We start from the raw sequence: 16,971 nt of genomic DNA on the forward strand, positions 1-16,971 counted from the left end.
AAGGCCGAAGGCCTGGGGAAAACCCGCAACGACCGGGCTTGGCGACTCACGTTCGGGTGAAGCAGAACACGAGAACAGCAAAAGGGGGCACCCATGGCCGGGCCGATCGTGATCTACGGGATCAAGAACTGCGATACGATGAAGAAGGCGCGTGCCTGGCTGGAGTTGCACGGGCTGTCCTGCACGCTTCATGACTACCGGCAATCCGGCATCCCGGCCGGGCTGCTGGAGGGATGGGTGGCGGAGGTCGGCTGGCCCGCCTTGCTGAACCGCGCCGGCACCACCTTCCGCCAATTGCCGGAGACGGAGCGGGAGGGGCTGGACGAGGCCGGCGCCATCGCCCTGATGCACGCCCATCCCGCCCTGATCAAGCGCCCGGTGCTGCCGTGGGCCGGCGGCCTGCTGATCGGCTTCAAGCCGGAGACCTATGCCGCGGCCTTTGGCGCGCCCGGCCCGGCTTGATGCGGCCCGGCTTGATGCGGCCCGGCTAGACGCGACCCGGCTTGACGCGACGCAACATGGCGCGGACCGTTCGGGAGGATTTGCACAGGATTGCCCCATGCCCGACGCCGCCCTGCTCGACCGCCTGCGCCAAGCCGTGGAGGCGGGCTTCGCGCGGGAGACCGAATTCCTCCAGGATCTGGTGCGCTTCCCCAGCCTGCGGGGGCGGGAGGCGCCGTTGCAGGATTGGTTCGCCCGGCAGATGGCCGGCCGCGGCTATGGCGTGGATCGCTTCAGCCTGGCCGATGTGCCGGCCCACCCGAAGACTGCGCCGATGGTGGATGCCGACCCGGCCGCCAGCATCCAGGTGGTCGCCACGCACCGCCCGGCGAACCCCACCGGCCGCAGCCTGATCCTGCAGGGCCATATCGACGTGGTGCCGGAAGGCCCGCACGAAATGTGGACGCATCCGCCCTATGCCGCCGTGATCCGCGACGGCTGGATGTATGGCCGCGGCGCGCACGACATGAAGGCCGGCGTTGCCGCCATGGTCTTCGCCATGGATGCGATCCGCGAAGCCGGGCTGGAGCCCGCGGCGGATGTGTACCTCCAGACGGTGACGGAGGAGGAAAGCACCGGCAATGGCGCGCTCGCCACGCTGCTGCGCGGCTACCGGGCCGAGGCGGCGCTGATCCCGGAACCCACCGCGCATTCCATTACCCGCGCGCAGACCGGCACCATCTGGTTTCGGCTCAAGGTGCGCGGCGTGCCGGTGCATGTGATGGTGGCGCAGGATGGCAGCAACGCCATCATGTCCGCCTATGCGCTGATCAATGCGCTGTATGCCCATACCAAAACGCTGAACGAGGCCGGGCGCGACCATGCCTGGTACGGGTCCGTGCCGGACCCGATCAAGTTCAATCCCGGCATCATCCGCGGCGGCGACTGGGCCTCCTCGACCCCCGCCTGGTGCGAGGTGGATTGCCGCATCGGCCTGCTGCCCGGCACGACGCCGGAGGAAGCGATGGCGCGAGTCGAGGCGGCGGTGAAGGCGGCGGCGAAGGGCGATGCCTTCCTCGCCAACAACCCGCCCGAAATCACCTTCCACGGCTTCCAGACCGACCCCTATGTGCTGGAACCGGGGTCGGAGGCCGAGGCCGTGCTGGCCGCAGCCCATGCCGCGGTGCATGGCGGGGAGATGCCGGCACGGCTGTCCACCGCGGTGAACGACACGCGCTACTACGGCCTATACTTCGCCATACCTGGCCTGTGCTACGGCCCGAAGGGAGAGATGGCGCATGGCTTCGACGAGCGCACCTCGCTGGCCGACCTGAAGACCTGCACCCTGACGATCGCCGCCTTCATCGCCGATTGGTGCGGGGTGCGCCCGCGCGGATGATGCCGGGCGGGCGGCTGGTCGCCCAGGCGCGGGCCAATCCGGTGAATGCGGCGCTGCTGGAACTGCTGCCCGCGCTCGGGCTGAACCAGGGTTTCCTGACCGCCGGATGCCTGTTCCAGGAGGTGTGGAACCATCGCGCCGGCCATAAGCCGGGCTGGGGCATCCGCGACTACGACGTGTTCTATTTCGACGACAGCGACCTGTCCTTCGAGGCCGAGGACGCGGTGATCCGCCGGGTGCGCCAGGCCACCGCGCATCTGGCGGTGGAGGTGGAGGTGCGGAACCAGGCGCGGGTGCATCTGTGGTATCCTCAGCGCTTCGGTCCCGGCTATCCGCAGCTGCGTTCGGCGCAAGACGGGATCGACCGCTACCTGGTGGCCTGCACCTGCATCGGGATCGAGCTGGCGACCGGCGCGCTGTATGCGCCGAACGGCCTGGCGGAACTGGAGGCCGGGACATTGCGGCGCAATCCGCTGAATGACCGGCCGGCGCTGTTTCGCCGCAAGGCCGAGGCCTATCAGGCGCGCTGGCCGTATCTGACCATCATGGAAGGCTGACGGCACCCTTCACGCGAGCGCCCAGCCGCGCCAGAACCACGGCAAATCGAAGGGCAAACCGTCTTGGAAGACATTCTCGCAAGTTCGGTCTTCTACGAGGTCGCAGCGTTGCTGGTGCTGGGCGTCGCGGTCGGGATGGTGGCGCTGCTGCTGCGCCAGCCGCTGATCGTCGGCCTGATCGCCGCCGGCATCCTGGCCGGCCCGGCGGCGCTCGGCATCGCCAGGTCCGGCGAATACATCGACCTGCTGTCCGAACTCGGCATCGCGGTGCTGCTGTTCCTGGTCGGGTTGAAGCTGGACCTTTCGCTGGTCCGCAACCTTGGCCGCGTGGCGCTGGCAACCGGGCTCGGCCAGGTCGCCTTCACCGCCCTCTTTGGCTACCTGCTGTGCCTGCTGCTCGGGCTGGGCGCGCTGGAGAGCCTGTATGTGGCGGTGGCGCTGACCTTCTCCAGCACCATCATCATCGTCAAGCTGCTGTCCGACAAACGCGAGATCGACAGCCTGCACGGCCGCATCGCGCTCGGCTTCCTGATCGTGCAGGACATCTTCGTGGTGCTGGCCATGGTGGTGGTCTCGGCGATGGCCGCCGGGGCGGGGGAGGCCTCGGCCATGGCCGGGCTGGCCCGCGTGGTGGCAGGTGGCGTGGCGATGCTGGTGGCGGTGGGCTTCATCATCCGCTTCATCGCCGGGCCGTTGACCGCGCGGCTGGCGCGCGCGCCGGAATTGCTGGCGGGCTTCGCCATTGGCTGGGCGGCGCTGCTGGCGGCGGTCGGCGATTATGTCGGGCTGGGCAAGGAACTGGGCGGGCTGCTGGCCGGCGTCGCTTTGGCGTCCACCCCGTACCGGGAGGCGATTGCCGCGCGCCTGGCCAGCCTGCGCGACTTCCTGCTGCTGTTCTTCTTCATCGCGCTCGGCTCGCGGCTCGACCTCGCCTCGATGGGCGAACAGGTGGGCGCCGCGCTGGCGCTTTCCGCCTTCGTGCTGATCGGCAATCCGCTGATCGTCGTGGTGATCATGGACTATATGGGCTACCGGCGCCGCACCGGGCTGCTGGCCGGGCTGACGGTGGCGCAGATCAGCGAATTCTCATTGATCTTCATGGCGATGGGCGTAGCGCTGGGCCATGTGGCGGAACCGGCGCTGGGGCTGGTGACGCTGGTCGGATTGGTGACCATCGCGCTGTCCACCTACATGATCACCCATTCCCACAAGCTGGCCGCCTGGCTCGACGCGCCCCTGCGGATGTTCGAGCGGGAACATCCGTGGCGGGAGGCGCTGGAGGCGGGCAATACGGCCGTGGCGACCGACAAGGCCGATGTCGTGCTGTTCGGCCTCGGCCGCTTCGGCGGCAATATCGCGCAGCATCTGCGGGCCCGGGGGCTGACCATGCTCGGCGTGGATTTCGACCCGGAGGCGGTGCGCCAATGGCATGAACAGGGCTTCGCCGCGCTGTACGGCGATGCCTCCGACCGAATTGATCGCCGCCCTGCCGCTGGAGGGCGCGCGCTGGGCGGTGTCCGCCATTCCCGCCCGGGGCGGCGGGGTGACGCATGAGGATCATCGCCTGGCGCTGATCGATGGATTGCGGGCGCAGCATTTCCCGGGCCGCATCGCGGTTACGGCCCATACGGAGGAGGAGGCGGACCGGCTGCGTCAACGTGGCGCCGCGCTGGTGCTGCTGCCGTTCCGGGATGCGGCGGAACGCGCGGCGGAATTGCTGGAGAAACCGCCCGCCGGGTGAACCGGCGGGCGGTGACCGATCAGGGCGCCTTGTGGATCGGATCGACCCAGGCGACCGATTCCGGCTTCTCCACCGGCTCGATATCCAAATTCACCACCACCGCCTCATTGTCCGAACGCACCAGCACGCATTCCAGCGTCTCATCCGTGCTGGCGTTGATTTCCTGATGCGGGACGTAGGGCGGCACGAAGATGAAGTCGCCCGGGCCGGCCTCGGCGACATATTCCAGCTTCTCGCCCCAGCGCATCCGGGCGCGGCCCTTGATGATGTAGATCACCGATTCCAGCGCGCCGTGGTGATGCGCGCCGGTCTTGGCGTTGGCGTGGATATGCACCGTGCCCGCCCAGATCTTCTGCGCGCCGACGCGGGCGAAGTTGATCGCCGCGGCGCGGTTCATGCCCGGCGTCTGCGCCGTGTTGGTGTCCAGGCTGTTGGCCGGGATCACCCGCACGCCGGTGTGCTTCCAGCCATCATCCGGCGGCGTTTCGTGGCTATGGTCGTGTCCGTCATGCGGCATCGGTGGTCTCCTCAGTCAGCCCGCGCGCCCGAAGCCCGCACCAGCGGCAGCCACAGATCGATCTCGGATTTCAGAAAATCCTCGAAACGCTGCGGGGTCCAGCCGCGCATGGCGGGCGTGCCCATCTGGTCGAAACGCTGGCCGATGGCCGGGTCGGACAGCGCCTGCTCGATCGCCGCCGCCATCCGCGCCACGATCGGGGCGGGCGTGCCGGCGGGAGCGTAGATGCCATACCAGGAATAGGCCTTGTAGTCGCCCAGCCCCACCTCCCGCGCCGTCGGCACATCCGGCACCTGCGGGCTGCGCTCATCGGTGGCGACGAAGATCAGCCGAGCCGAATCGGCCTGGTGGAAGGGGGCGAGGATGGAGGGGATGTCGCTGGTGAAGGCGATCTCTCCCTGCTGCAGCGCCAGGTAGGTCTGCCCCGGATTGCGGTAGGGAATATGCTCCGCCGTCGCGCCGATGCGCGACAGGAAGGCGGAGGAGGCGATGTGGCCGGAGGTGCCGGCACCGGCGCTGCCATAAGAATACTTGCCCGGATTGGCCCGCAGCAGCGCGATGAATTCCTCCGCCGTGCGCACGCCGAGCTTGGCCGAGATCGCCATGCCGATCGGGATGAAGACGGTGGGCGCGATGGAAACGAAATCCTTCAGCGGGTCATAGGGCAGCCGGCTGTACAGCCCGATGGCGAGCGCCATGTTGGAGACGGTGGCCAGCAGGAAGGTCTCCCCATTCGGCTGCGCCTTGGCCACGATATCGGCACCGAGCGTGCCGCCGGCGCCGGGCCGGTTCTCGATCACCACGGTCTGGCCGAGGATCTCGCTCAGCTTCGGCGCCAGCACCCGGGTGGTGATGTCCGTGCCGCCACCGGTGCCGAAGGGCACGACGATGCGGATGGGCCTGGTCGGCCAGGCCTGGCTGCTCCCCTGGGCCAGGGCGGGCAGGGCTGCGGCGGCAAGCGGCAGGGCCAGGGCGGTGCGGCGGGTGATGGGTCGCATGGCGGGGAATCTCCGGTCTTCCAGCCGATCAAAGCGCGATTGGCCGCGGCTTGCACCCCCTCCAGCCACGCAACGCAACGATGGCCCTCAATTGGCCGGCGGGGACTGTACCGGCAGGCCGGGGAGGTGCGGCTGGAGCGTCAGCGCATCCTGCTCCAGCACGGCGACGCGGCCCGCGGTCCGCAACCACCCGGCGCCATCCAGGCCGCGCCCTTCATGGTACAGCCAGCCGGTGATCTGGCCCTGCGTGGCGAATCGCCGGGCCAGGCGATCGAGGTCCGGGCCCGGGCCAAGGGCGGCGAGTTCCGCCGCGCTCAGCCCCAGCAACAGGTCGCCGCGCATGGTCACCACCCGGAACAGCCGCATGCTGGCGAGGGCTGGGTGCGCGTGGGCAGCTGCGGCGGCAGGGCCGGGCCGCAGGCGCTGGATCAGGCTGGGAAACAGGCCGGCGGCGACACGTTGCGGGGTGGACATGGGCCGGGCCTTCTGCGGTTAGCGCAAATCTGGACCGGAGATGTTGCGCGAACATGTCACGCCCTGTTTCGCGCGCTTCGCCATCCTGCCTGTGGATCACGAGGATATCGGGGAAGACCGTCCTTTCCCTGCCGCCACGGCCGGCCTAGCTGCGCGGCCGGCGGGACGCGCTGGCCCATCCTGCGCTAGAATTCGAACGAAACGGAAACATATGTCTTGGGCCTGCAAGGCCTGCGAAAATGCAACCGTTGATGTGCCGCACACCCGTAGTAGCCATCGGGGTGTGGCAACACTACATCTTGTTGGTGTAGGGCTGCGCGGGCATCCTGCGGGCGTTGGGGGAGTCGCTCCACGCGACAGGAGCCAGATTTGGGGGTTGGTCGGTGTTTGATGCAGTTCAGCTTGAAGGCCACGGCCAGGTTCAGATCGATCGGTCCCGCGACGCGCTGCTGACCGATTTCGGCAAGGCGACCCTGGACGACCGCTATCTGCTGCCGGGCGAATCCTACCAGGACCTGTTCGCCCGCGTCGCCTCCGCCTATGGCGACGATGCGGCGCATGCGCAGCGGATCTATGACTACATCTCCCGCCTTTGGTTCATGCCGGCCACGCCGGTGCTGTCCAATGGCGGGACGACTCGCGGGCTGCCGATCTCCTGCTTCCTGAACGAGGCCTCCGACAGCCTCGACGGCATCGTCGGCCTTTGGAACGAGAATGTCTGGCTGGCGGCGAAAGGCGGGGGAATCGGCTCCTACTGGGGCAATCTGCGCGGGATCGGCGAGAAGGTCGGCCGCAACGGCAAAACCTCCGGCGTCATCCCCTTCATCCGGGTGATGGACAGCCTGACGCTGGCGATCAGCCAGGGCAGCCTGCGCCGCGGCTCGGCCGCCTGCTACCTGCCGGTGAACCACCCGGAGATCGAGGAATTCCTCGAGATGCGGCGCCCGACCGGCGGCGACCCGAATCGCAAGGCGCTGAACCTGCATCACGGCGTGCTGCTGTCGGATGCCTTCATGCGCGCGGTCGAGGCGGATGAGGAATGGGCGCTGGTCTCGCCCAAGGACGGCGCGCTGATGCGGAAGGTTTCCGCACGTTCCATCTGGATCCGCATCCTGACGGCGCGGATCGAGACCGGCGAGCCCTACATCATCTATTCCGACCACGTGAACCGCGCCCGGCCGGAGCACCACAAGCTTTCAGGTCTCGAGGTCAAGACCTCGAACCTGTGCAGCGAGATCACGCTGCCCACGGGCATCGACCAGCACGGCCAGGAACGCACCGCGGTGTGCTGCCTGTCCTCGCTGAACTGCGAGACCTGGTTCGAGTGGAAAGATCATCCGCGCTTCATCCCGGACGTGATGCGGTTCCTGGATAATGTGCTGCAAAGCTTTATCGACAGTGCGCCGGATTCGATGGCGCGGGCGCGCTATTCCGCGATGCGGGAACGCTCCGTCGGCCTCGGCGTGATGGGCTTCCACAGCTTCCTCCAGGCGCTGAACGTGCCCTTCGAAAGCGCCATCGCGAAGGTCTGGAACAAGCGGATGTTCAAGCACATCCGCGAACAGGCCGACCTGTCGAGCCGGATCCTGGCGGAAGAACGCGGGCCCTGCCCGGATGCCGCGGAATACGGCTTCATGGAGCGTTTCTCGAACAAGATGGCGATCGCGCCGACGGCTAGCATCTCCATCATCTGCGGCGGCGCGAGTCCGGGGATCGAGCCGATCGCGGCCAATGTCTACAATCACAAGACCCTGTCCGGGTCCTACATCGTCCGCAACATCCACCTGAAGAAGGTGCTGGCGAAGCATGGCCGGGATGATGACGACACCTGGACCAGCATCACGGTCACCAAGGGCAGCGTGCAGCACCTGGATTTCCTGACCGATCAGGAACGCGCCACCTTCAAGACGGCGTTCGAACTGGATCAGCGTTGGGTGATCGAGCATGCGGCGGACCGCACACCGTTCATCTGCCAGTCCCAGTCGGTCAACGTGTTCCTGCCGGCGGATGTCCACAAGCGGGATCTTCACCAGATCCACATGACCGCGTGGAAGAAGGGGCTGAAGTCGCTTTATTATTGCCGAAGCCTTTCCATTCAGCGCGCGGATACCATTTCCGCCAAGGTCGTCGGGCAGTCCGATGTGATGACGCTGCACAAGGATGAGGAAGTCCGGAAGCTCGTCGCCGCCGCACCGCCCTCCGAGAACGAAAATGACTACGAGGAATGCCTCGCATGTCAGTGAGGAACCCGCAAAACCCTGATTCCGCGCGCGTCGCTGCCTTGAAGGCGGCGCTGGAGCGGGATCTCGACCGCCTGCTGGAATGGCGCGGCCCGGTGACGGAGGTTCGTCGCCTGGTGGCGGAACTCGACCATCTCGATGCCCAGTTCCAGCGCGCAAGCAGCCGCGCCGCCAGCCCGGCGCGCGACCAGATGGCCAACTGAACAATTTTCCGGCGAGATACTTCATGCCCGATGACGCGATGACCCGCGCGGAACTTCCCATCCGCTTCGACCTGCTGACCGCGAACCCGGTCTACAAGCCGTTCCGCTACCCCTGGGCCTATGAGGCCTGGCTGCAGCAGCAGCGCATCCATTGGCTGCCGGAAGAAGTGCCGCTCGCGGATGATGTGAAGGACTGGCAGAAGACCCTGACGCCGGGTGAGAAGAACCTGCTGACGCAGATCTTCCGCTTCTTTACCCAGGCGGATGTCGAGGTGAACAACTGCTACATGAAGCAGTATTCACAGGTCTTCAAGCCGACCGAAGTGCTGATGATGATGTCGGCCTTCTCGAACACCGAGACGATCCACATCGCCGCCTACAGCCACCTGCTCGATACCATCGGCATGCCGGAGACCGAGTACACGGCCTTCCTCAAATACAAGGAGATGAAGGACAAGTACGACTACATGCAAAACTTCTCGGTCGACAACAAGACCGAGATTGCCAAGACGCTCGCCGCCTTCGGCGCCTTCACGGAAGGCCTGCAGCTTTTCGCCTCCTTCGCCATCCTGATGAACTTCCCGCGCTTCAACAAGATGAAGGGCATGGGGCAGATCGTGTCCTGGTCGGTGCGCGACGAGACGCTGCACTGCCTGTCCGTGATCCGCCTGTTCCGCACCTTCGTGCAGGAAAACCCGGAAATCTGGACCGAGGAGCTGAAGCGCGACCTGTACATGATCTGCTCCACCATCGTGGAGCATGAGGACGCCTTCATCGACCTCGCCTTCGAGCTCGGCGGCGTGGAAGGTCTCGATGCCGCGCAGACCAAGCAATATATCCGCTACATCGCGGATCGCCGCCTGCAGCAGCTCGGCCTCGAATGCCTCTACAATATCGAGAAGAACCCGCTGCCCTGGCTCGATGAGATGCTGAACGCCATCGAGCACACCAACTTCTTCGAAAACCGCGCCACCGAATACTCCCGCGCCAGCACCGCCGGGTCCTGGGAAGAAGCCTTCGGCGACGCGACCTTCACCTCCGCCCAGCCGGAAGGGGAGATCGCACTACCGGCACGGTGATGCGCCGCGGCATGTCGTCGGCCATGGACGCCGTGCCGCGCGCCGCCTATCTCACCTGTCATGTTGATCGCGATTCGCGTCTTTGCCCTGATGCTGATCCTGCTGCTTGGCGGGATCTGGACTGCCGCTTGGCTTGGCCGTGCGCCGGGTGAGGGGGTGGCGGATGCCTTCCTTCGCCGGATCGGCAGCTTCGTCGGTGCGGACATGCCGGCACCCTCCGCCGGCGGGGTGCAGCTGCCGCAGGGCCTCGCGCTGGGCGGGCCGTTCAGCCTGGTGGACCATACCGGCCGCGCGGTAACGGAAGCAGATTTCGCCGGCCGCAACCTGCTGGTGTATTTCGGCTTCACGTATTGCCCGGATGTCTGCCCGACCGAACTCGGCACCATCGCCGCCGCGATCGATGAGCTGGGCGAGCAGGGGGAGCAGGTGACCCCCATGCTCATCACCATCGACCCGGAGCGGGATACGCCGGAGGCGCTGGCCGACTACGTCTCCCGCTTCCACCCGCGCATGGTCGGGCTGACCGGCACGACGGCGCAAGTTGCCGCCGCCGCCCGGGCCTATCGCGTCTTCTACGCAAAGGTGGAACGCCCGGAGATGTCGGCCTATCTGATGGACCACTCCTCCTTCATCTATTTGGTCGGCCCAGACGGGAAGGTGAGGGCCCTGTTTCGCCCCGAATCGACACCGGAGGCGATTGCCCAATCCGTTCGGGCTTATTTGCGCGGCACCTGAATGTCTTCTTGGACCCTTGGTGAAGCGAAGGGTTCCGGCCTAGCTTAACACTGGCTATTGTCCTGCCGATGGCACCGGGGTCCGGTGCCGAACTTTGGAGCCGCATTCTGCATGTCCGACGAGGAACGGGATCTATCGGGCCGCGATGCAGGTCGTGCGCCGTCCAACCCGCCGCGCCACACCAGGCGGCTTTCCGACAAGATCCTGATCGCCTTCCATCACGCCTGTGACCAGGGTGATTTCGAGGTGGCGGAGGAACTGCTGCGCATCCTGGAAATGATGTTGACCCGCCGTCCGGTCGCACCCGACGTCAACCGCCGCAAGAACATGGAGAGCCTGGTGGCGGCGCATGAGCGGCTGTGGCTGCTGCGGCACCCCGATTCGAACGAGGGCTGAAGCATTTCCAGCCCGGGTGAGCGCAGCCGGCGACTCGAAAAACGCTCACTGGCCTAAAGCGGCAGCGCCGCACCGCCCCGCAGCACGGGTTCCGCCGCCGCATCCGGCCCATGCAGCACCAGCCCCGGTAATATGCGCGCCGGGCCGCGGCCGCCGCGCCGCCCGGACAGCAGCACCCGCTTCGCCGCCTCCCCCTGCCGCGGCCATAGTGGCAACAGCGCCAGGCTGCCGCAGCCCGCGCCCTGCAGGGCCGCCAGCCCTTCGGCGAAACGCGCGGCCGGCAGCACCAGGGTGAGGCTGCCGCGATGGCGCAGCCCATGGGCCAGGAACCCGGCCCAGTCCGGCAGAGCCACCGTCTCCGCATGGGTGGCGCCGGCGCGCAGCGCGCCGGGTGGCGGCGTGCCTGTGGGCCAATAGGGCGGGTTGGCGAAGCCGTGGTGCAGGCGGGGCAGGGTGCGGCGCAGCGCCGGGTCCGCCACATCGCCCTGAATAACCGTTACCTGCGCCGCCCATCCGTTGCGCGCCGCGTTGTCCCGCGCGAGCGCCGCCAGCCCGGCATCGCGCTCCACCGCCAGGACGGTCACGCCCGGCACGCGGGCCAGCAGGCAGAGGAAGACGGCGCCGCTGCCGCAGCCGGCCTCCAGCACCGTCTCGCCCGGCCGGGCCGGGATGGTGGCCGCCAGCAGCACCGCGTCATGCCCCGCGCGTAGGCCCTGGCGCGGCTGGTGCAGTTGCACCTTGCCATCCAGCAGCCGGTCCTCGGTGAGGTCAGCGCAGCCCATCCGTCTCCCCGGCCTCGGCCAGCACCCTGCGGGCCTGGGCCTCCTGTTCCGGCGGCACCGCCAGGCGGCGGGGGAAGATGCCGATGCCGCCCTCGATCGCGCTGATGTGGCCATCCAGCATCATTGGTTCGCAGCCGGCATCGCGCAGCAAGGCCATCAGGAAGGACAGGCGGATAGGGTCCGTGGTGGCCAGCAACACCCGCATCACGCGACCCCTTGAAGACGAAGAACCGGCCCTGACCTTGCCGGATGGCGCGCAGACCGCACCTGCACCAGCAGGCGCTGGCCGCCAGCTTGCCCCGAGGGAGGGCGGTGGCTAAGTTGCGCGACACTTGAACGAGGTCAATACCGCGTGGATCTGCCCGTCGCGCCAAGCGCCGAACAAGCTCCGGAGGCCATTGGCGGTGAGGATGCCCTCGCCACCTTGACGGCCCTGGTGCAGCGCGACCTGGAAGCCTGCAACCGGCTGATCGTGGAGCGGATGCAGAGCCCCGTGGCGCTGATCCCGCAGCTCGCGGCCCATATCGTCGCCGCAGGCGGCAAGCGGCTGCGGCCGCTGCTGACGCTGGCGGCCGCGAAGCTCGCCGGCTACCGGGACGGGCAGCGCCATGTGGCGCTCGCCGCCTGTGTCGAGTTCATCCATACGGCAACGCTGCTGCATGATGATGTGGTGGATGAAAGCGCGTTGCGCCGCGGCCAGGCCAGCGCCAATGCGCTGTTCGGCAACAAGCCCTCCGTGCTGGTCGGTGACTTCCTGTTCGCCCGCGCCTTCCAGGTGATGGTCGAGGATGGCTCGCTGGAAGTGCTGCGCATCCTGGCGGAAGCCTCGGCCACCATCGCGGAAGGCGAGGTGCTGCAGCTGATCACCCAGAACGATACGGCGACGACGGAGGCGCAATACCTCGCGGTCATCGAGGGCAAGACCGCCGCCCTGTTCGCGGCCGCCACGGAGGTCGGCGCCATCGTCGCCGAATGTGGCGCGGCGCGGCAGGCGGCCCTGCGCGCCTATGGCCATAACCTGGGCGTCGCCTTCCAGCTGATCGACGATGCGCTGGACTACAGCGCCGCGCAGGAAGCCCTGGGCAAGACGGTCGGCGACGATTTCCGCGAGGGCAAGATCACCCTGCCGGTTTTGCTGGCGTTCCAGCGCGGCGATGCGGCGGAGCGTGCGTTCTGGCGCCGGACGCTGGAGGACCGTGACCAGGCGGAGGACGACCTGCCGCACGCCATCGCGTTGATGCAGCGGCACGCCGCCTTCGCCGATACGGTCGGTCGCGCGCGGCATTACGGGCAGGCGGCGCTGGATGCGCTGGAACTGTTCCCCGATGGCGTCGAGCGCCGCGCCTTGGCCGGCATCGTCGAGTTCTGCATCAGCCGGGCACGTTGAAATCCCTCTCCCCCGGTCAGGGGGAGAGGGTTCGGATCTTCAGACCACCGTCAGGCTTTCGCGGCGCAGCTGCACCGTCACCGCATCCAGCGCGCGCGCGGTACGGTCCACCATCGCATCCACCTCATCCGTCGTCATGATCAGCGGCGGGGAGAAGGCGATGGTGTCGTTGGCCAGGCCGCGCAGGATCACGCCCTCGGCCTCACCGGCCTTGGCAAGGCGCGGGCCGACCTTGGCGGAAGGCTCGAAGTTCTTGTGGTTGGCCTTGTCCGCCACCAGCTCGATCGCCGCCACCATGCCGATGCCGCGCACTTCGCCGACCAGCGGATGGCCCTCGAACCGCTCGCGCAGCAGCTTCTGCATGTGGCCACCGACGGTGCGGACATGCTCCACGATGTTCAGCTCGTCGTAGATCTTCAGCGTCTCCAGCGCGACGGCGGCGGCGACGGGGTGGCCGGAATAGGTGAAGCCATGGCCCCAGGTGCCAATGGTGGCGGAGCCATCCGCCAGGCCCTGGAAGATCTTGTCGTTGATGATGATGGCCGAGATCGGCAGGAAGGAGGCCGACAGCGCCTTGGCGCAGGTGATGATGTCCGGCGTGATGTTGTAGGTCTGGCAGCCCCAGTAGTTGCCGGTGCGCCCAAAGCCGCAGATCACCTCATCCGCCACGAACAGCACGTCGTATTTGCGAAGAACCGCCTGGATCTTCTCGAAATAGGTGGCGGGCGGCAGCATCACGCCGCCGGCGCCCATCACGGGCTCGGCGAAGAAGGCGGCGACCGTCTCCGGCCCCTCGCGCAGGATGGTTTCCTCCAGCTCGGTGGCGAGGCGGGTCGCGAAATCCTCCTCCGTCTCGCCAGGCTTGGCGCCATGGTAGTGGTGCGGCGTCGAGACATGGATGATGCCGGCGATCGGCAGGTCGAACATCTTGTGGTTGGCCGGCAGGCCGGTCAGCGACCCGCTGGCGATGGTGATGCCGTGATAGGCCTTCAGCCGCGAGATGATCTTCTTCTTCTCGGGCCGGCCGATGGCGTTGTTGTAGTACCAGACCATCTTGATGGCGGTGTCGTTCGCCTCAGACCCGCTATTGGCATAGAACACCTTGCTCATCGGGCAGGGTGCGCGCTCGATCAGCATCTCGGACAGATCGATCAGCGGCTCATGCGATTTGGCGCCGAAGGCGTGGTAGAAGGGCAGCTTCAGCATCTGCTGATGCGCCACATCGGCCAGCCGCTTGCTGTCGAAGCCCAGCGCCGCGCACCACAGCCCGGCCACGCCCTCGATGTATTCCTTGCCCTGGTCATCCCACACCCGCACGCCTTCGCCACGCGTGATCACCAGCGGGCCGTTCACGGCATGGGCGCGGTGGTCCGTGTAGGGGTGCAGGACATTCGCGATGTCACGGGCGGCGTTTGAATTGCGGGCCGCATTGGCGGGGGGCGTCATGGCGCTCGGTATTCCTTGAGCAGGAGGTGGTCGTCTGCCCCGAAGCCTAGACCCTTTTTGCCCGAGTGGAAGCTCCGGGATCGACCTCGCGGCATTGCCGGTTGCCGCAGGCGGCCCCGGGCGCCAGATTGCCGGGATTGGAGAGCCTGACACATGACCGAGATCAAGCCGCATTCCTCCCATTGGGGCGCCTTCCAGGCGGTGGTGGAGGGCGGCCGGCTGGTCGAGGCGCGGCCCTTCGCACGGGACCCTTTCCCGGGCTCGCTATTGGCCTCGATGCCGGATGCGGTGCATGGCGCGGCGCGGATCGACCGGCCCTATATCCGCGCCGGCTGGCTGCGCGGCGAACGGCGCGGCGCCTCCCGCGGCGGTGACAATTTCGTGCCCGTCAGCTGGGACGAGGCGATCCGCCGCGTCGCGGAGGAAACCGCGCGCATCCGTGAGGAACATGGTGCGCCGAGCATCCTCGGCGGGTCCTATGGCTGGTCCTCCGCCGGGCGCTACCACCATGCGCGGACGCAGCTGCATCGCTTTCTCGGCCTGGGCGGCGGCTTCACCAGCCAGGTGACGAACTATTCCTACGGCGCCGGCATGACGCTGATGCCGCATATCCTCGGCACCAATGAGGTGATCCAGGGCCGCATCACCGACTGGCGCAGCATCGCCGGCAACACCAGGCTGATGCTGTGCCTGGGCGGGCTGCCGAAGAAGAACGGGCTGGTCACGGCGGGCGGCGGCGGCGCGCATGAATACCTGCCGCTGATGCGCCAGGCGGCGGAAGCCGGCGTGCGCTTCGTCAATATCTCGCCCTTCCGCGGCGATACGGAGGATTTCCTCAACGCGGAATGGGTGCCGATCCGGCCCAACACGGATGCCGCGCTGATCTTCGGCATGGCGCATGTGGTGCTGGAAGCCGGGCTGCAGGACAGCGCCTTCCTCGACCGCTGCACGGTAGGTTTCGACCGGTTCCGGGACTACGTGCTGGGTGCGACGGACGGCACGCCGAAAACCCCCGAATGGGCCGCCGCCATCACCGAAGTGCCGGTCGAGACCATCCGCCGCCTGGCGCTGGAGGCGGCAGGCAGCCCCACCATGTGCACCGCCACCTGGTCCATCCAGCGCGCCGAGCATGGCGAGCAGCCCTGGTGGGCGCTGGTCGCCTTCGCCGCGATGCTGGGCGGCATCGGCAAGCCGGGGCAGGGGATCGCCTTCGGCTATGGCAGCATCAACGGCATGGGCACGCCGCGTATCGACCTGCCCAGCGTCTCCGGTCCCTCGGTCCGCAACCCGTGTGGCGCCTATATCCCGGTGGCGCGGGTGACGGAGCTGCTGGAGCGGCCGGGCGAGATCCTGCAATACAATGGCCGCGACCTGCTGCTGCCGGATATCCGGATGATCTGGTGGGCCGGCGGCAACCCCTTCCACCACCACCAGGACCTCGGCCGGCTGCTGCGCGGCTGGAACCGGGCGGACACCGTCGTGGTGCAGGAACCCTGGTGGACCTCCGTCGCGCGCCATGCCGATATCGTGCTGCCAGCGACGACGACGCTGGAGCGCAACGACATCGGAAGCTCCTCCCGCGATCGCTTCGTCACCGCGATGCACCAGGCGATCGCGCCGGTCGGGCTGGCGCGCAACGACGTGGATATCCTGGCCGATCTGGCGGATGCCGCAGGCTTCCGCGCCGCCTTCACCGAACAGCGGGACGAGAGCGCCTGGCTCCAGCACATGTATGGCCGCTGGCGCCAGGCCTGCGCGAAGCAGGGGGTGGAGGTACCGGATTTCGACAGTTTCTGGGCCGCCGGCCATGTCGAGATTCCGCCGCCCGAACAGGAGTACGTCCAGTTCGCGGATTTCGCGGAGGACCCGGAGGCCAATCCGCTCGACACCCCGACCGGCAAGGTCGAGATCTTCTCCGAGACCATCGCCAGCTTCGGCTATGCCGAAACCCCGGGCCACCCGGTCTGGCACGAGCCGACCGAGTATCTCGGCAGCCCCATGGCGGAAAAATACCCGCTGCACATGCTGTCCTTCCAGCCCTCCACCCGGCTGCACGGCCAGCTCGATAGCGGGCGCGTGGCGGCGGCGGACAAGATCCAGGGGCGGGAAAAGCTGCGGATGCACCCGGATGACGCGGCGGCGCGCGGCCTGACGGATGGCCAGGTGATCCGCGTGTTCAACGATCGCGGCGTCGTGGCGGCCGGCCTGCTGGTGACGCCGGATATCCGGCCCGGCGTGGTGGCGATGGCGACGGGCGCCTGGTGGAATCCGGAACGCCCGGGCGCCACGGACAGCGCCTGCATCCATGGCAATGCGAATGTGCTGACACAGGATATCGGCACCTCGCGGCTCGGCCAGGGCTCCGCCGCGCAATCCTGCCTGGTGCAGATCGAGGCCTGGCCGGGCGAGTTGCCGCCGGTGACGGTGCACACGCCGCCGCCCGGCGCCCAGGCTCCGGCCCAGCCTCCGCTGCCGTGAAGCTTCCGAGGCAGTCGCTGATTGTTGGGGACGCGGCGTGCTTCGGCGGGTAGATCGGGTCTCGCCGGGAGGCACGGCAAGCGATGACGACGTTGCTG

General features: G+C 67.6%; 18 protein-coding genes. 12 read left to right on the top strand and 6 right to left on the bottom strand.

Annotated elements, in window-relative coordinates:
* Window positions 1-93 precede the first annotated feature (93 nt).
* The 5 genes from Q8S40_RS17270 to Q8S40_RS17290 all read left to right on the top strand — a co-directional run bounded on the left by Q8S40_RS17270 (window position 94) and on the right by Q8S40_RS17290 (window position 4,138).
* Entirely contained in the window at window positions 94-462 is a 369-nt protein-coding gene (locus Q8S40_RS17270; protein WP_305671358.1) for an arsenate reductase, read from the top strand.
* A gap of 97 nt (window positions 463-559) precedes the next feature.
* Window positions 560-1,840, top strand: a complete 1,281-nt coding sequence (locus Q8S40_RS17275) for an ArgE/DapE family deacylase (protein ID WP_305671359.1) — start codon at window positions 560-562, stop codon at window positions 1,838-1,840.
* A complete protein-coding gene (locus tag Q8S40_RS17280; protein ID WP_305671360.1) occupies window positions 1,816-2,397 on the top strand; it encodes a nucleotidyltransferase family protein in 582 nt (193 codons plus the stop codon). The genes Q8S40_RS17275 and Q8S40_RS17280 overlap by 25 nt, the downstream gene beginning before the upstream one ends.
* A 63-nt stretch (window positions 2,398-2,460) precedes the next feature.
* Window positions 2,461-3,951, top strand: a complete 1,491-nt coding sequence (locus Q8S40_RS17285) for a cation:proton antiporter (protein ID WP_305671361.1) — start codon at window positions 2,461-2,463, stop codon at window positions 3,949-3,951.
* A complete protein-coding gene (locus tag Q8S40_RS17290) occupies window positions 3,941-4,138 on the top strand; it encodes a hypothetical protein (RefSeq protein ID WP_305671362.1) in 198 nt (65 codons plus the stop codon). The genes Q8S40_RS17285 and Q8S40_RS17290 overlap by 11 nt, the downstream gene beginning before the upstream one ends.
* A 19-nt stretch (window positions 4,139-4,157) precedes the next feature.
* Here Q8S40_RS17290 and Q8S40_RS17295 read toward each other — a convergent pair whose 3' ends face one another.
* The 3 genes from Q8S40_RS17295 to Q8S40_RS17305 all read right to left on the bottom strand — a co-directional run bounded on the left by Q8S40_RS17295 (window position 4,158) and on the right by Q8S40_RS17305 (window position 6,127).
* The gene (locus Q8S40_RS17295) at window positions 4,158-4,655 is read right to left on the bottom strand and encodes a cupin domain-containing protein (protein WP_304814677.1); all 498 of its coding nucleotides are present in this window, start codon (window positions 4,653-4,655) and stop codon (window positions 4,158-4,160) included.
* Between the two features lie 11 nt (window positions 4,656-4,666).
* The gene (locus Q8S40_RS17300; RefSeq protein ID WP_305671363.1) at window positions 4,667-5,653 is read right to left on the bottom strand and encodes a tripartite tricarboxylate transporter substrate binding protein; all 987 of its coding nucleotides are present in this window, start codon (window positions 5,651-5,653) and stop codon (window positions 4,667-4,669) included.
* 87 nt (window positions 5,654-5,740) lie between these two features.
* Window positions 5,741-6,127 carry a hypothetical protein gene (locus Q8S40_RS17305; RefSeq protein ID WP_305671364.1) on the bottom strand — a complete coding sequence of 129 codons (387 nt, stop codon included), beginning with the start codon at window positions 6,125-6,127 and terminating at the stop codon, window positions 5,741-5,743.
* A gap of 383 nt (window positions 6,128-6,510) precedes the next feature.
* Here Q8S40_RS17305 and Q8S40_RS17310 point away from each other — a divergent pair, with 383 nt between their 5' ends.
* The 5 genes from Q8S40_RS17310 (at window position 6,511) to Q8S40_RS17330 (ending at window position 10,780) form a co-directional block, all read left to right on the top strand.
* Window positions 6,511-8,370, top strand: coding sequence for a ribonucleoside-diphosphate reductase subunit alpha (locus tag Q8S40_RS17310; RefSeq protein WP_304814671.1), 1,860 nt, complete (start codon window positions 6,511-6,513; stop codon window positions 8,368-8,370).
* Between the two features lie 38 nt (window positions 8,371-8,408).
* Entirely contained in the window at window positions 8,409-8,570 is a 162-nt protein-coding gene (locus Q8S40_RS17315; protein WP_305671365.1) for a hypothetical protein, read from the top strand.
* Between the two features lie 23 nt (window positions 8,571-8,593).
* A complete protein-coding gene (locus Q8S40_RS17320) occupies window positions 8,594-9,649 on the top strand; it encodes a ribonucleotide-diphosphate reductase subunit beta (RefSeq protein WP_305671366.1) in 1,056 nt (351 codons plus the stop codon).
* Window positions 9,650-9,709: 60 nt separating this feature from the next.
* A complete protein-coding gene (locus Q8S40_RS17325; RefSeq protein ID WP_304814666.1) occupies window positions 9,710-10,384 on the top strand; it encodes an SCO family protein in 675 nt (224 codons plus the stop codon).
* Window positions 10,385-10,495: 111 nt separating this feature from the next.
* Window positions 10,496-10,780 carry a hypothetical protein gene (locus Q8S40_RS17330; RefSeq protein WP_304814664.1) on the top strand — a complete coding sequence of 95 codons (285 nt, stop codon included), beginning with the start codon at window positions 10,496-10,498 and terminating at the stop codon, window positions 10,778-10,780.
* Between the two features lie 53 nt (window positions 10,781-10,833).
* Here Q8S40_RS17330 and Q8S40_RS17335 read toward each other — a convergent pair whose 3' ends face one another.
* Together Q8S40_RS17335 and Q8S40_RS17340 are read right to left on the bottom strand one after the other, a co-directional pair.
* Window positions 10,834-11,562 (bottom strand): tRNA1(Val) (adenine(37)-N6)-methyltransferase, encoded by a 729-nt coding sequence (locus tag Q8S40_RS17335; protein ID WP_305671367.1) that lies wholly within the window; start codon window positions 11,560-11,562, stop codon window positions 10,834-10,836.
* Entirely contained in the window at window positions 11,549-11,767 is a 219-nt protein-coding gene (locus tag Q8S40_RS17340) for a DUF2007 domain-containing protein (RefSeq protein WP_305671368.1), read from the bottom strand. The genes Q8S40_RS17335 and Q8S40_RS17340 overlap by 14 nt, the downstream gene beginning before the upstream one ends.
* Window positions 11,768-11,914: 147 nt before the next feature.
* Between Q8S40_RS17340 and Q8S40_RS17345 the strand changes: the two genes are divergently transcribed.
* Entirely contained in the window at window positions 11,915-12,949 is a 1,035-nt protein-coding gene (locus Q8S40_RS17345) for a polyprenyl synthetase family protein (protein WP_371136853.1), read from the top strand.
* 39 nt (window positions 12,950-12,988) lie between these two features.
* Here the strand turns inward: Q8S40_RS17345 and Q8S40_RS17350 are convergent, their stop codons facing one another.
* Window positions 12,989-14,395 (bottom strand): aspartate aminotransferase family protein, encoded by a 1,407-nt coding sequence (locus Q8S40_RS17350; protein WP_305671369.1) that lies wholly within the window; start codon window positions 14,393-14,395, stop codon window positions 12,989-12,991.
* A 153-nt stretch (window positions 14,396-14,548) separates the two neighbouring features.
* Between Q8S40_RS17350 and Q8S40_RS17355 the strand changes: the two genes are divergently transcribed.
* Entirely contained in the window at window positions 14,549-16,873 is a 2,325-nt protein-coding gene (locus Q8S40_RS17355) for a molybdopterin-dependent oxidoreductase (RefSeq protein WP_305671370.1), read from the top strand.
* Window positions 16,874-16,971 lie beyond the last annotated feature (98 nt).

It is taken from the genome of Falsiroseomonas sp., assembly GCF_030695085.1.
In the GTDB taxonomy this organism is placed as follows: domain Bacteria; phylum Pseudomonadota; class Alphaproteobacteria; order Acetobacterales; family Acetobacteraceae; genus Falsiroseomonas.